At 64.7% G+C, this 13887-nt stretch carries 14 protein-coding genes; 12 read left to right on the top strand and 2 right to left on the bottom strand.

The genetic code is table 11. The features are described 5' to 3' along the window. A partial coding sequence (locus AOQ71_RS48660) for a PAS domain-containing protein (protein ID WP_347336715.1) occupies positions 1–301 on the bottom strand: 301 nt, incomplete at its 3' end. Positions 302–487: 186 nt separating this feature from the next. On the opposite strand from AOQ71_RS48660, the gene AOQ71_RS27910 reads away from it, so the two are divergent. The 12 genes from AOQ71_RS27910 (at position 488) to AOQ71_RS27855 (ending at position 12262) form a co-directional block, all read left to right on the top strand. After that, entirely contained in the window at positions 488–1318 is an 831-nt protein-coding gene (locus tag AOQ71_RS27910; protein WP_057753393.1) for a universal stress protein, read from the top strand. Between the two features lie 37 nt (positions 1319–1355). Then, a complete protein-coding gene (locus AOQ71_RS27905) occupies positions 1356–1781 on the top strand; it encodes a CBS domain-containing protein (protein ID WP_057753391.1) in 426 nt (141 codons plus the stop codon). A gap of 279 nt (positions 1782–2060) precedes the next feature. Further along, positions 2061–3710: a cytochrome-c oxidase, cbb3-type subunit I gene (gene ccoN, locus AOQ71_RS27900; protein WP_057753829.1), complete on the top strand. Its 1650-nt coding sequence runs from the start codon at positions 2061–2063 to the stop codon at positions 3708–3710. A gap of 10 nt (positions 3711–3720) precedes the next feature. Continuing rightward, a complete protein-coding gene (gene ccoO, locus AOQ71_RS27895) occupies positions 3721–4455 on the top strand; it encodes a cytochrome-c oxidase, cbb3-type subunit II (protein WP_057753389.1) in 735 nt (244 codons plus the stop codon). A 13-nt stretch (positions 4456–4468) separates the two neighbouring features. Further along, positions 4469–4633, top strand: coding sequence for a CcoQ/FixQ family Cbb3-type cytochrome c oxidase assembly chaperone (locus AOQ71_RS27890; protein ID WP_057753387.1), 165 nt, complete (start codon positions 4469–4471; stop codon positions 4631–4633). A gap of 6 nt (positions 4634–4639) precedes the next feature. Further along, positions 4640–5515: a cytochrome-c oxidase, cbb3-type subunit III gene (ccoP, locus tag AOQ71_RS27885; protein ID WP_057753385.1), complete on the top strand. Its 876-nt coding sequence runs from the start codon at positions 4640–4642 to the stop codon at positions 5513–5515. Between the two features lie 121 nt (positions 5516–5636). After that, complete coding sequence (gene ccoG / locus AOQ71_RS27880) at positions 5637–7103, top strand: cytochrome c oxidase accessory protein CcoG (RefSeq protein ID WP_057753383.1); 1467 nt, start codon at positions 5637–5639, stop codon at positions 7101–7103. A 15-nt stretch (positions 7104–7118) separates the two neighbouring features. Then, positions 7119–7604, top strand: a complete 486-nt coding sequence (locus AOQ71_RS27875) for a FixH family protein (RefSeq protein WP_057753381.1) — start codon at positions 7119–7121, stop codon at positions 7602–7604. Between the two features lie 10 nt (positions 7605–7614). Next, positions 7615–9804 carry a cation-translocating P-type ATPase gene (locus AOQ71_RS27870; protein WP_057753379.1) on the top strand — a complete coding sequence of 730 codons (2190 nt, stop codon included), beginning with the start codon at positions 7615–7617 and terminating at the stop codon, positions 9802–9804. Further along, a complete protein-coding gene (gene ccoS / locus AOQ71_RS27865) occupies positions 9804–9974 on the top strand; it encodes a cbb3-type cytochrome oxidase assembly protein CcoS (RefSeq protein WP_057753377.1) in 171 nt (56 codons plus the stop codon). The genes AOQ71_RS27870 and ccoS overlap by 1 nt, the downstream gene beginning before the upstream one ends. A 129-nt stretch (positions 9975–10103) precedes the next feature. Continuing rightward, the gene (locus AOQ71_RS27860) at positions 10104–11243 is read left to right on the top strand and encodes a DUF3734 domain-containing protein (RefSeq protein ID WP_057753375.1); all 1140 of its coding nucleotides are present in this window, start codon (positions 10104–10106) and stop codon (positions 11241–11243) included. 68 nt (positions 11244–11311) lie between these two features. After that, positions 11312–12262 carry an oxygenase MpaB family protein gene (locus AOQ71_RS27855; RefSeq protein WP_057753372.1) on the top strand — a complete coding sequence of 317 codons (951 nt, stop codon included), beginning with the start codon at positions 11312–11314 and terminating at the stop codon, positions 12260–12262. A gap of 138 nt (positions 12263–12400) precedes the next feature. On the opposite strand, the gene glgA is transcribed toward AOQ71_RS27855, so the two are convergent. Then, complete coding sequence (gene glgA, locus AOQ71_RS27850) at positions 12401–13816, bottom strand: glycogen synthase GlgA (RefSeq protein WP_057753370.1); 1416 nt, start codon at positions 13814–13816, stop codon at positions 12401–12403. Positions 13817–13887 lie beyond the last annotated feature (71 nt).

Raw genomic sequence — 13887 nt, 5'->3', positions numbered from 1 at the left:
CCCCGCCTATGGCCCCGGCGACTCTGAAGGACACATCGAGGCCGCCGCCGCGCTCGGAGACGCGCCGGATCGCACTCTCCACCCGCTCACGATCCTTCGGCTCCAGACGCGCCAGGAAGAGCTCGTAGCTCTCCGGCTGGTCTGCCGGGACGCCGAGCAGGGCCTTCGACGCGTCGGACCATTCCCATTCCATGGTCTTGAGGTCGAGATCCCAGGTGCCGACGCCGAATCCCTCGATCCGGACGCGGAAATGTTCGCCCCGGCCGTCATCTTGAGGGTGCGTTACGCGGGTCGGCGACAAGCAATGCTCCTGATCCTGATGCGGTGACCCCGATAGGGTTACCGCTGCCGCAATGTCGCCGAAGCCCGGCTCGGAGGCAAGTTCCGTCCCCCGTCGGCGGTGGAGGCGGAGCGCTTGATCTATCTCATCTCCGGAATTCAGGCGGGGCGTACATTTCATCAAATAGATTTGCACTGGAGGCTCCCGATGACATACGCGACGGTGATGGTCAGCCTGGCGCTCGGCCAGCCCAACGATGCGCGCCTTCAGGTCGCCGGCGAGCTTGCCGAACGATTCGAGGCGGCGATCGTCGGGGTCGCCGCGGCGCGGTTCGCTCCGCCACTTTATTTCACGGACGGCATCGCAGCTCAGCGGTTGATCGATCAGGAAGAAACCTCCATCAAGGGACGCCTGGCCGGCCTGGAGACGCAATTCCGCTCCGCGACCAAGGCCCGCGGCGGACGGGTGGAATGGCGCAGCGCCACGGACTTCCCCGCACGATTCGTCGCAGTGCAGGCGCGCTGTGCCGACATCGTCGTCAGCGGCGGACAGAGCCCCGCCTTCTCCGATTCCTTTGCGCTCGCAAGCCCCAAGGATCTGGTGATGCAGGCCGGCCGGCCGCTGCTGGTGGTGCCCGACGGGATCAAGTGGCTCGATCTGCGCAGCGTGCTCGTGGCCTGGAAGGACACGCCCGAGGCGCGGCGGGCGGTGGCTGACGCGCTGCCCATGCTGCGCAAGGCGAAGGACGTCACCATTGTCGAGATTCCTGAGGCGGACGGAGACCATGCGGTCGTTGCCGAGCGCGTCAGCGATGTCGCCGCCTGGCTCGCCCGCCACGGCGTCACGGCGACGGCGCGCGTGGTGGAGGCGGCGAACGAAACGGCCGACGTGCGATTGGAGGGGATCGCCGGCGATGTCGGAGCCGGCCTGATCGTCGCCGGGGCCTACGGCCATTCCCGCTTCAGCGAGCTGATTCTCGGCGGCGTCACGGAATATCTGGTCACGCAATCCGCGCGCTGCGTGCTGCTGTCGCATTGAAGGCGAGGCCGTACCGACAAATCGATGAGGACGTGCCGTGTACAAATTCCTTGAGCAGACCGCCGGCGGCTACATGACGCGCAACGTCAGGACGGTGCAGCGTGACCACAATCTGCTCGCGCTCAGCGAGATGTTCGAGCAGGACGATTTCAATTCCTACCCCGTCGAGGACGACGGACAGGTCGTCGGCATTGTCACCAAGTTCGACATCCTGAAGTGCTTCGCCTTCACGCCGAGCCAGATGCTGCCGCGCTATCACGACCTGATGGGCCGGAAGGTCGGCGATGTCATGACGCCGGAGTTCATCTATGTCAGTCCCGACACGCGGCTGACGCGCGTTCTCCAGATCATGGTCGAGCACCGCATCCGCAGCATCATCGTGCTCGACAGCGCCCAGAAGCTGGCCGGAATCATCGCGCGCGAGGACGTCATCGCGGCGCTGAAGGCGACCGCGAGCGACTAAGTGGCTCAAGCCGGGCGGTAGGGTTCCGGCCTCCGTCATTGCGAGCGAAGCGAAGCAATCCAGAATCTTTCCGAGCAGGGACTCTGGATTGCTTCGCTTCGCTCGCAATGACGATGGGGGCAGCGGTAGCATATCGACGGGTTGCGCCGCAAAAATACCGGGCTGTCGCGAAAATGACCGCCAGATCCGAAGAACTGAACGGCAAGTCTTGATTTCAATCAATTCCCCGCGAGGGTGAATGTGGTTTCTGGCAGCGTGTTCTTTCAGAGAGAATCCGCGATGCCCCAGCCCTCCATCTCAAAATCAATGACCATCGGTGAAAGCGGCTTGGCTGTCGTGTTCGCAGTCACCGCGTTCCTCTGTGTGATCGCTTCGGCCAAGGCGCTTGACGCGCCCTTCGCCTTCCACGCTGCGCTCGGAGCAGCTGGCAGCCTTGCCGCGGTGTTCTTCATCGTCAACAATTACTACGACCGCCCGGCGAGCTTGCCCGCCGAGGAGATCAACGGCCGGCCCAACTACAACATGGGCCCGATCAAGTTCTCCTCCTTCATGGCGATGTTCTGGGGCATCGCCGGCTTCCTGGTCGGGCTGATCATCGCATCCCAGCTGGCCTGGCCCGCACTGAACTTCGATCTGCCCTGGATTCAATTCGGCCGGCTGCGGCCGCTGCACACCTCCGCCGTGATCTTCGCTTTCGGCGGCAATGTCCTGCTCGCAACCTCCTTCTACGTGGTGCAGAAGAGCTGCCGTGCGCGGCTCGCGGGGTATCTCGCGCCCTGGTTCGTCGTCGTCGGCTATAATTTCTTCATCCTCGTCGCGGGCACGGGCTATCTGCTCGGCGTGACGCAGGGCAAGGAATATGCGGAGCCGGAATGGTACTCCGACCTCTGGCTGACCATCGTCTGGGTGGTTTATCTGCTGGTCTTCCTCGTCACCATCATCAAGCGCAGGGAACCTCACATCTTCGTCGCGAACTGGTTCTATCTCGCCTTCATCGTGACGATCGCGGTTCTGCATCTCGGCAACAACCCCGCGCTGCCGGTATCGATCCTCGGCTCAAAATCCTACATCGCCTGGGGCGGCATCCAGGATGCGATGTTCCAGTGGTGGTACGGCCATAACGCGGTGGGCTTCTTCCTCACCGCCGGCTTCCTCGCCATCATGTACTACTTCATTCCGAAGCGCGCGGAGCGGCCGATCTATTCCTACCGGCTCTCGATCATCCATTTCTGGGCGCTGATCTTCCTCTACATCTGGGCCGGTCCGCACCATCTGCACTACACCGCGCTGCCGGACTGGACGCAGACGCTCGGCATGACCTTCTCGATCATGCTGTGGATGCCCTCCTGGGGCGGCATGATCAACGGCCTGATGACGCTGTCGGGCGCCTGGGACAAGCTGCGGACCGACCCCGTGCTGCGCATGCTGGTGGTCTCCGTCGCCTTCTACGGCATGTCGACCTTCGAGGGACCGATGATGTCGATCAAGGTGGTCAACTCGCTCAGCCACTACACTGACTGGACCATCGGTCACGTGCATTCCGGTGCGCTCGGCTGGGTCGGCTTCGTCTCCTTCGGCGCGCTGTACTGCCTGGTGCCGTGGGCGTGGAATCGCAAGGGTCTCTACAGCCTGAAGCTCGTCAACTGGCACTTCTGGATCGCAACCCTCGGCATCGTGCTCTACATCTCGGCGATGTGGGTGTCCGGCATCCTCCAGGGCCTGATGTGGCGCGCCTACACCTCGCTCGGCTTCCTCGAATATTCCTTCATCGAGACCGTCGAGGCGATGCATCCCTTCTACATCATCCGTGCCGCCGGCGGCGCGCTGTTCCTGATCGGCTCGCTGATCATGGCCTATAACCTCTGGATGACCGTTCGTGTCGGCGAGCAGGAAGTCCAGATGCCCGTCGCTCTTCAGCCGGCGGAGTGAGGAGCTTCCCATGTCGTTCTGGACACGCCATCAAGTCTTCGAAAAGAACTCGATCATCCTGATCGTCGGCATCCTGCTGGTGATCGCGATCGGTGGTCTCGTTGAAATCACGCCGCTGTTCTACCTCAAGAGCACGATCGAGGCGGTCGACGGTGTCAGGCCCTACACGCCGCTCGAGCTCGCCGGGCGCAACGTCTATGTCCGCGAAGGCTGCTATCTCTGCCATTCGCAGATGATCCGCCCGCTGCGCGACGAGGTCGAGCGCTACGGCCACTTCTCGCTCGCCGCCGAGAGCATGTTCGACCACCCGTTCCAGTGGGGCTCGAAGCGCACCGGTCCTGACCTTGCCCGCGTCGGCGCCAAATATTCCGACGATTGGCACGTCACCCATCTGACCAATCCGCGCGCGATCGTGCCGCAGTCGGTGATGCCCGGCTATCCGTTCCTCAGCTCGACGGAGGTCGATCCGTCGACTATCGCCGATCATATGCGCACGCTGCGGACCGTCGGCGTTCCCTATAGCGACGACCAGATCGCCAACGCGGCCGCGGACATGAAGGCGCAGGCCGATCCTGACAATGCCGGCGCCGATGCCTTCACCAAGCGCTACGCCAAGGCCGTCGTGCGCAATTTCGACGGCAAGACCGGGACGCCGACCGAGATGGACGCGCTTATCGCCTATTTGCAGATGCTCGGCACGCTGGTCGACTTCAAGCTCTACAACGAGAAAGCCAATCTTCGCTGAGAAGGCATCACCGATGAAAGCCATCCTGACATTCGACAATCTCGCATCCAGCCTCGTGACAACGATCTGGACGCCGGTCTTCGTCGCGATCTTTCTCGCGATCGTCGCCTACGCATTCTGGCCCCGCAACAAGGCGGCCTTCGACGAAGCAGCCCGCCTGCCGCTGCGGGAGGAGTGAGAGATCATGAGTGAGCATCAAGGTGAATTCGATTCCGTCACCGGCAGGTCCACGACCGGACATGAGTGGGATGGCATCAAGGAGCTCAACACGCCGCTGCCGCGCTGGTGGGTGATTACGTTCTATCTCACCATCGTCTGGGCGATCGGCTACTGGATCGTCTATCCGGCCTGGCCGCTGATCTCCGGCAACACGCGCGGTGTGCTCGGCTATTCATCGCGCGCCGACGTCGCGGTCGAGCTCGCCAATCTCGACAAGATCAGGGGCGACAAGATGGTGGCGCTGGGCGCGGCCTCGCTTGCCGACATCGAGAAGGATCCGGCCCTGCTGGCGCTCGCCCGCGCCAAGGGCAAGACCGTGTTCGGCGACAATTGCGCGCCGTGCCACGGCTCGGGCGCGGCCGGCGCCAAGGGCTTTCCGAACCTGAACGACGACGACTGGCTGTGGGGCGGCACGCTCGACCAGATCATGCAGACCATCCAGTTCGGCGCACGCTCCGGTCACGCCAAGACCCATGAGGGCCAGATGCTCGCCTTCGGCAAGGACGGCGTGCTGAAGCCGGACGAGATCGTCACGGTGGCCAATTATGTCCGCTCGCTCGCGGGCCTTCCGACCCGGAACGGCTACGACGCTGCCAAGGGCGGGAAGATTTTTGACGACAATTGCGTCGCCTGCCACGGTGACGGCGGCAAGGGCAACCAGGAGCTCGGTGCGCCAAACCTGACCGACAAGATCTGGCTCTACGGCTCCGACGAGGCGACCCTGATCGAGACCATCACGAATGGCCGTGCCGGCGTCATGCCGGCCTGGGAAGGGCGGCTCGATCCGGCCACCATCAAGGCGATGGCGGTCTATGTCCACTCGCTGGGCGGCGGAAAATAGCCTGAAAACTGACGATCGGCGGCAGGCGGGGGCGAACAAAATCGCCCCCGTTTGCGCTGGATCAACGGACCCAGCGACGTCGGGTCTAGGTTTAATCGCACCTTCCGAGGCGACTTGAGCGATGAACAAGGCCGTGAACCCGAAAGACCTCACATCAGATGATGACTACGGGCCGCTCTACGCAGCCCGCAAGAAGGTCTATCCCCAAAGCGTCCACGGCACCTTCCGCCGGATCAAATGGGGCCTGATGGCATTCTGCCTCGGCGTCTATTACTTCCTGCCCTTCGTCCGTTGGAACCGCGGTCTCGGCGCCCCGAGCCAGGCCGTGCTGATCGATCTTCCCAACAGCCGCTTCTATTTCTTCTTCATCGAGCTGTGGCCGCAGGAGGTCTACTATTTCACCGGCCTTCTGATCGTCGCCGCGGTCGCGCTGTTCCTGATGAACTCGGTGGGCGGCCGCATCTGGTGCGGCTATCTCTGCCCGCAGACGGTGTGGACCGACCTGTTCTATGCGGTCGAGCGCTTCGTCGAGGGCGACCGCCGTGAACGCATGATGAAGGACAAATCGGTCGGCGCGTTGACGATCCGGCGTGTCTCGGAGATCGCGCTGAAGAATTTCATCTGGCTGATGATCGCCTGGTGGACCGGCGGCGCCTGGGTGCTCTATTTCAACGACGCCCCGACGCTTGTGAAGCAGCTGTTGACCTTCCAGGCGCCAGCCCTCGCCTATATCTGGATCGGCATCCTCACCGCGACCACCTTCGTGCTCGCCGGCTACATGCGCGAGCAGGTCTGCACCTATATGTGCCCGTGGCCGCGCATCCAGGCCGCGCTCACCGACGAATGGGCGCTCAACGTCACCTATCGCTACGACCGCGGCGAGAAGCGCACCTCCGTGAAGAAGGCCGCCGAGCTGCGCGCGCTCGGCGAGCATGTCGGTGACTGCATCGACTGCTATCAATGCGTCGCGGTCTGTCCGACCGGCATCGACATCCGCGACGGCGCGCAGATGGGCTGCATCCAGTGCGGGCTCTGCATCGACGCCTGCGACAATGTCATGACCAAGATCGGCCGGCCAACTCGCCTGATCGCCTATGACAACGACATCAACATCCACCGCCGCCAGGAGGGCAAGGCGCCGATCTACCGCATCGTCCGTCCGCGCACCATGGTTTACAGCGCGATCATCGCGGCGGTCGGCGGCATCATGATCTACGTGCTGGCGACCCGCACCCTGCTCGACATCAACGTGCTGCATGACCGCAACCCGGTTGCGGTCAGGCTCAGCGACGGCTCGATTCGCAATGCCTATACCGCCCGGCTCTTGAACAAGAGCGGACATGATCGCGTGATCGCGATCGATATCGACGGCCCGGTCAATTCGACGATCCATGTCGTCGGTGCTGATTCCGTGACGCCGGACCGCCCGATGATCGTGATACCCCGCGACTCCACCAGCGAGCTGCGCCTGCTCGTCACCGCGCCGGCCGAGGGCAATCCGGAGAAGTCGATTCCGGTTCGCTTCCACGTCACCGATATCGGGCTCGGCGAGGCTGCATCCACCACAGACAATTTCGTCGCGCCGTAAGACCAGGAGACTGCAATGGCAACCAGGCCGCTGACCGGAACAAAGGTCTTCCTGATCCTCGTCGCCTTCTTCGGCGTCGTGATCGGTGTCAACGTCACCATGATGAAGCTCGCGATTGCGACGCTGCCCGGCACAGATGTCGACAGCCCCTATGCCGCGGGTCTCGCCTACGACCGCGAGATCTCGGCGGCGCAGGACCAGGCCTCACGCAAATGGCAGGTCAACGCCCATATCGAGCGGCGCGCCGACGGCAACGCCGTGCTTCAGGTCGAGGCGCGTGACGCAAGCGGCCAACCGTTGACCGGATTGAAATTCGCAGGCCGCCTGGAACGACCGACCGACAAGCGCGCGGATCTCGCGGTCGGGCTCGCGGAGGCCGGCATCGGCATCTATCGTGGCAATGCCGCCTCCGTCGCGCCCGGCCAGTGGGATCTCGTCATCGAGGGCGACGCGAAAGGTGAGCGCGTGTTCCTGTCGCGCAACCGTGTCATCTTGAACTGAAGGCCCCGCCATGCAGGTGACACGCGATTTCTCCCACTACGTCCGCACCGCAGGCGCGGGCCTCCAGCACATCGACCTCGCGGTCGAGGGCGTTCACTGCGCCGGCTGCATGGCCAAGATCGAGCGCGGCCTGTCTGCGATCCCGGACGTCACGCTCGCGCGGGTGAACCTTACCGACCGCCGCGTCGCGCTGGAATGGAAGGAGGGCAGGCTCGATCCCGCCCGCTTCATCGACCGGCTCGAGGAGCTCGGCTACAAGGCCTATCCTTACGAGACCGAGAGCGCGGAAGCGACTGAAGTGGCGGAATCGCGTTTCCTGCTGCGTTGTCTCGGCGTTGCCGCCTTTGCCACCATGAACGTGATGATGCTGTCGATCCCGGTGTGGTCGGGCAACGTCTCGGACATGCTCCCCGAGCAGCGCGACTTCTTTCACTGGCTGTCGGCGCTGATCGCGCTGCCGGCGGCGGCCTATGCCGGCCAGCCGTTCTTCCGCTCGGCATGGCGGGCGCTGTCGAACAAGACCACCAATATGGACGTGCCGATCTCGATCGGCGTGTGCCTCGCGCTCGGCATGTCCGTGGTCGAGACCGTCAATCACGCCGAGCACGCCTATTTCGACGCGGCAATCATGCTGTTGACCTTCCTTCTGGTCGGCCGCTTCCTCGACCAGAACATGCGGCGCCGGACCCGCGCGATCGCCGGCAATCTCGCCGCGCTCAAGGCGGAGACAGCAGCAAAATTCGTCGGGCCCGACGAGATCTCGCAGGTGCCGGTCGCGGCGATCCATCCCGGTGACATCGTGCTCTTGCGGCCCGGCGAGCGCTGCGCCGTCGACGGCACCGTGATCGAAGGACGCTCCGAAATCGACCAGAGCCTGATCACCGGCGAGACGCTCTATGTCACGGCCGAGCGCGGCACGCCTGTCTATGCCGGCTCCATGAACATCTCCGGCAGCTTGCGGGTGCGGGTTTCGGCTGCGTCGGAAGCAACGCTGCTCGCCGAGATCACCCGCTTGCTCGACAACGCGCTCGCCGCGCGCTCGCGTTACATGCGGCTCGCCGACCGCGCCTCGCGCCTCTATGCGCCGGTGGTGCATGCCACCGCGCTGATCACCATTCTGGGCTGGGTGATCGCGGGGACGAGCTGGCACGATGCGATCGTGACAGGCGTTGCGGTGCTGATCATCACCTGTCCCTGTGCGCTCGGTCTTGCGATTCCGACCGTGCAGACGGTGGCCTCGGGCGCGATGTTCAAGGCCGGCGTGCTGCTCAATTCGGGCGACGCCATCGAGCGTCTTGCCGAGGCGGATCACGTCATCTTCGACAAAACAGGCACGCTGACGCTGCCGGATCTCGATGTGACCAATGCGGCTGACATTCCCCCCGACAGTTTTGCGCTCGCCGGCCGGCTCGCGCTGTCGAGCCATCACCCGGTCGCTGCCGCGGTCGCGCAGGCTGCGGATGCAAAGTCCCCGATCGTGGGCGCGGTCGAGGAAGCCGGGCAGGGCGTCCGTGCTGTGGTGGACAATGTCGAGCTCCGCCTTGGCCGTCCCTCCTTCTGCGGCGCCGAGGCGCTGGTCGGTCGCGCCACGCTGGATCCTGAAGCGTCTATCGTGGCTTTCAGCAAGGGCGCTGAAAAATTCATCCTCTCGGTGCGGCAAGGCCTGCGGCCGGATGCGCAGGCCGTGATCGCCGCGCTGAAGGATCGCAACATCGGCGTCGAGATCCTCTCCGGCGACCGCGAGCCCGCGGTGATTGCGGCAGCCCACGCGCTCAGCATCGCCGAATGGCGCGCCGGCGTCACGCCCGCCGACAAGATCGCGCGGATCGAGGAGCTGAAGCGGCGCGGCAGCAAGGTCCTGATGGTTGGCGATGGCATGAACGATGCACCGTCGCTGGCGGCAGCCCATGTCTCGATGTCGCCGATTTCGGCGGCACATCTGAGCCAGGCCACTGCCGATCTCGTCTTCCTCGGCCGGCCGCTGGCCCCGGTCGTCGCGGCGATCGATTCCGCGCGCAAGGCGCTGCATCTGATGCGGCAAAACCTCTGGCTTGCGATCGGCTATAATGTGCTGGCCGTGCCGGTCGCGATCAGCGGCGTGGTGACGCCCTTGATTGCCGCGGCCGCCATGAGCGGATCCTCGATCCTGGTCATGCTGAACTCGCTGCGGGCCCGCAGCGCCTCGCGGGAGATCGTGTGATGGAGATCCTGGTCATCCTGGTGCCCCTGGCGCTGATGCTTGGAGGTGCCGGCCTTGCCGCCTTCCTCTGGTCGCTCCGCAGCGGCCAGTATGACGATCTCGACGGCGCTGCCTGGCGGGCGATTGCGGATGACGAGCCGCCGCCCCAGGAGGCGCCGGCAAAGCGTTAACGCATCCTTGGCTGCGTAAGCTTCTGCACTCCCTCCCGGACGATGGATGCTGGACGGCCGATGGTCGTCGGGCGTAACAATGACGGAGGATTTTGCGTAAGGCTCTTCCGGAGCAGGAGTGCGGCGGGCATGGGAAATGCCGGGGTGTGCAGGCCGAGTGGCCTGCCGGGACAGATCGTGCTGGTGCTGCAAGGCGGCGGCGCGCTCGGCGCCTATCAGGCGGGTGTCTACCAGGCCCTGCATGAGGCGGGCATCGAGCCGGACTGGGTGATCGGCACCTCGATCGGTGCCATCAATGCCAGCCTGATCGCCGGCAATGCGCCGGAAGTCAGGCTCGCGCGCCTGAAGGAATTCTGGAAGCGGATGGAGCAGAAGCCGGTCTGGCCTCTACCAACGGGCGTTCCCGGCTTCGATGACGCGCTTGCCTATTGGTCGACAGTTGCCCACGGCATTGCCGGCTTCTTCCAGCCCAATCCGCTGGCGCATGCCGGCGAGTGCTTCCCGCTCGGCGCCGATCGCGCCGGCTATTATTCGACAGCGCCGCTGGAGCGCACGCTGGCCGAGCTCGTCGATTTCGGCCGCGCCAATTGCGGCGCGCCGCGCCTCACGGTTGGTGCTGCGCATGTCGGCAGCAGCCAGATGCGCTATTTCGACACGCGCGACTGTGAGCTGACCGTGAAGCACGTGATGGCCTCGGGCGCGCTGCCGCCGGCCTTCCCGGCGGTGCGTATTGACGGCGAGCTTTATTGGGACGGCGGCATTCTTTCGAACTCGCCGACGGAAGCCGTGTTCGACGACAATCCGCGCCGGGATTCGCTGATCTTCTCCGTGCATCTGTGGAATCCCGTCGGCGCCGAACCGACGACGATGAGAGAGGTCCTGACCCGGCACAAGGACGTGCAATATTCCAGCCGGATCACGAGCCAGATCGAGCGCCAGCAACAGGCCCATCGCCTGCGCCACGTCATCAACCAGCTTGCGGCGCGATTGCCCGAGGGCGAGCGCGATGATCCCGCGGTGAGGGAGTTGATCGCCTACGGCTGCTCGACGCGCATGCATGTCGTGCGGCTGCTGGCGCCGCAGCTCGCGCGCGAGACCCATACCAAGGACATCGACTTCAGCCCGTCCGGCATCAAGCAGCGTTGGGACGCCGGCTATGCGCATACAAGGTCGGTGTTGGCGCGTACGCCGTGGATCGGCGAGTTCGATCCGTTGTCGGGCGTCGTGCTGCACGACCATATCGACGAGATGCCGCTGGCAGCGGAGTAGCGGTCCGCTTCATCGAATTGCCACAGGCCTTGTGGATCGTCAGACGTCCGGAATCGAAAGGTCCAGCATTGGTATCCGAGAATGATCTGGAATCTGCTCTCGACAAGGTCCGCGTCGACGCGGCGGGACCCGTGGCCGGTGTGTTCGGGCCGGAGTCGATGACCTGGCGGATCGACCGCGAAGCCGCCGTCTTTCTTGGTGCCGGCCGCGCGCTGCTGCTTCAACTCGCCCATCCCTGGGTGGCAGCCGCCATTGCCGAGCACTCGACGACCCTTGTCGATCCGGTCGGCCGCTTTCACCGCACCTTCGACGTCGTCTTTGCCATGGTGTTCGGCTCGCTCGACCGGGCGCTGCTGTCGGCCCGGCAACTGCACCGGCGCCACACCATGATCGTCGGCGAGATGCCCGAGACCGTCGGCCCGTTCGCGGCCGGGTCGCGCTACTGCGCCAACGACATCGCGTCGCTGCGCTGGGTTCATGCGACGCTGGTCGGGTCGGCGCTGATGGCGCATGACCTGATCCTGCCTCCGCTCATGGTCGAGGAGCGCGAGCGCTACTGGGCCGAGAGCCGGACCTATGGCGCGCTGTTCGGACTGACTGATGATGATCTGCCGGCGGACTGGGCTGGCTTTGCGGCTTATACGGCGAAGATGATGCAATCGGAGACGTTGACCGTCAGTCCGGCCGCGCGCGAGATCGCCGCGCAGATCCTTGGTGGCGCGCGGCCCTGGTTGCGGCCGCCGCGCTGGTATCGGGCGCTCACCGCAAAGATGCTGCCGGAGCGGCTCCGCGCCGGCTTGGGGCTTGCGATTGACGAGCGGGACGCAAGGTCTGCCGACACAGCGCTGCGCTGGATCCGGCGCATCTATCCGAAACTGCCCGACAGGCTGCGCTATGCCAGCCCTTACCACGAAGCGCAGGCGCGCCTGCGCGGCGAGCCGCAGCCCGACTGGCTGACACGTGGTCTCAACAGGCTTTGGATCGGCCGGCCGCAGATGGATGTGCGCGGGAAGGGGTGAAGGCGCCCGCTCGTGCCACACGCGCGCCGTCATTGCGAGGAGCTCTTGCGACGAAGCAATCCAGACCGCTTCCGCGGAGACAGTCTGGATTGCTTCGCTCCGCTCGCAATGACGGAGGATGAGGAGACGGCCCCAGCCTCACGCTACCGCCAGCTTCCTGTACAGCTTGCTGTAGCTTCCCGCCGAGATGCTCCACGAGAACGACCGGCCCATGGCGCTGCGGCGCATGGTGTCGAGCTGGTCCTGGGCCATGAACGCCTCGAAGGCGCGGCGGACGCCGCCAAGGAAGGATTCGTGCGAGGGGCGCGAGAACAGGAAGCCGGTCTCGCCGTCGGTGATGGTCTCGGCAAGGCCACCGGTCTGGTGGCCGATCGGCAGCGAGCCGAAGCGCTGGGCGTACATCTGGCTGAGACCGCACGGCTCGAACCGTGACGGCATCAGGGTGAAATCGCTGCCGGCGAAGATGCGCCTGGCCTGCGCCTCGTTGAAGCCGATGGCAACGCCGATGGCATCGGGGCGGCGGCGATGCGCGTTGATCAGCGCCTGCTCCAGCGCGGGCTCACCGGAGCCGGTGACCACGATCTGTCCGCCGGCGTCGATGATCTCGTCGGCGGCCGACAGCACGAGGTCGATGCCCTTCTGGTGCACGAGGCGCGCGACGATGCCGAACATCGGTCCGCGCGAGACCGCGAGGCCAAACTGCTTGCGCACGTAGTCCGCATTGGCCTTCTTGCCGACCCAGTCGCCGGCGCCGAATTGCTGGGCGAGCTGGGCGCAGGAGCGCGGGTCCCAGCTCTCGTCGATGCCGTTGAGGATGCCGGTGAGCTCGGACGCGTCGGAGCGGACGCGCAGCAGGCCTTCGAGGCCGCAGCCGAATTCCTCCGTGGTGATCTCGCGCGCATAGGTGCCGCTGACGGTGGTGAGGTGCGAAGCGTAGACCAGGCCTGCCTTGAGGAAGGAGAGCTGGTCGTAGAACTCGACGCCGTCGATGTGGAAGGAGCTTTCGGGGATGCCGATTCGCCGCAGCGACTCCTTTGGAAACAGACCCTGATAGGCGAGGTTGTGGATGGTCAGGATCGACGGCAGCTTGGCGCCTTGCCAGGCGAGGTAGGCCGGTACGAGCGCGGCCTGCCAGTCATTGGCATGGATCAGGTCTGCTGCCCAATTCTTGTCCAGCTTGCCCATGGCAAGCTCAGCGGCAGCCGAAGCAAAGCGCGCGAAGCGGATGTCGTTGTCGGGCCAGTCGCGCCCGGACTCGTCACCGTAAGGGTTGCCGGGACGATCGTAGAGTTGCGAGCACAGCAGCACATAAACCGGCATTCCGTCCTTGGTCGCGGCCCGTCCAAGCGAGCAGGCCGGCATCTCCGCAAATGCCGGGCAGCGTCCAACGACCTGAATATGCGTGAGTTGCTCGATGATGTCGCGATAGCCGGGCAGCATGATCCGGATATCGGCGAAGGGGCGGAGCGCTCTTGGGAGGGCCGCGGAAACGGCACCAAGTCCGCCGACGCGGACGAAGTCGTCCATCTCTGTCGTAACGAATAAGACCCTCAAGAACGGCTGCCCTCTTCCGATCCCGATTGCTGCTATGCAAGATCGGGTCCAGTTGCCTCTCGATATTCTCG

Source organism: Bradyrhizobium manausense (assembly GCF_001440035.1).
GTDB classification, from domain to species: domain Bacteria; phylum Pseudomonadota; class Alphaproteobacteria; order Rhizobiales; family Xanthobacteraceae; genus Bradyrhizobium; species Bradyrhizobium manausense.
This window is presented reverse-complemented; position numbering and strand designations above follow the sequence as displayed.

What these genes read in the sequence shown, in the direction of transcription:
- ccoG (WP_057753383.1), top strand. Translation starts at nt 5,637, where the DNA reads ATGAACAAGGCCGTGAACCCGAAAGACCTCACATCAGATGATGACTAC.
- AOQ71_RS27870 (WP_057753379.1), top strand. Translation starts at nt 7,615, where the DNA reads ATGCAGGTGACACGCGATTTCTCCCACTACGTCCGCACCGCAGGCGCG.
- ccoP (WP_057753385.1), top strand. Translation starts at nt 4,640, where the DNA reads ATGAGTGAGCATCAAGGTGAATTCGATTCCGTCACCGGCAGGTCCACG.
- ccoO (WP_057753389.1), top strand. Translation starts at nt 3,721, where the DNA reads ATGTCGTTCTGGACACGCCATCAAGTCTTCGAAAAGAACTCGATCATC.
- ccoN (WP_057753829.1), top strand. Translation starts at nt 2,061, where the DNA reads ATGCCCCAGCCCTCCATCTCAAAATCAATGACCATCGGTGAAAGCGGC.
- AOQ71_RS27875 (WP_057753381.1), top strand. Translation starts at nt 7,119, where the DNA reads ATGGCAACCAGGCCGCTGACCGGAACAAAGGTCTTCCTGATCCTCGTC.
- AOQ71_RS27910 (WP_057753393.1), top strand. Translation starts at nt 488, where the DNA reads ATGACATACGCGACGGTGATGGTCAGCCTGGCGCTCGGCCAGCCCAAC.
- AOQ71_RS27860 (WP_057753375.1), top strand. Translation starts at nt 10,104, where the DNA reads ATGGGAAATGCCGGGGTGTGCAGGCCGAGTGGCCTGCCGGGACAGATC.
- AOQ71_RS27890 (WP_057753387.1), top strand. Translation starts at nt 4,469, where the DNA reads ATGAAAGCCATCCTGACATTCGACAATCTCGCATCCAGCCTCGTGACA.
- ccoS (WP_057753377.1), top strand. Translation starts at nt 9,804, where the DNA reads ATGGAGATCCTGGTCATCCTGGTGCCCCTGGCGCTGATGCTTGGAGGT.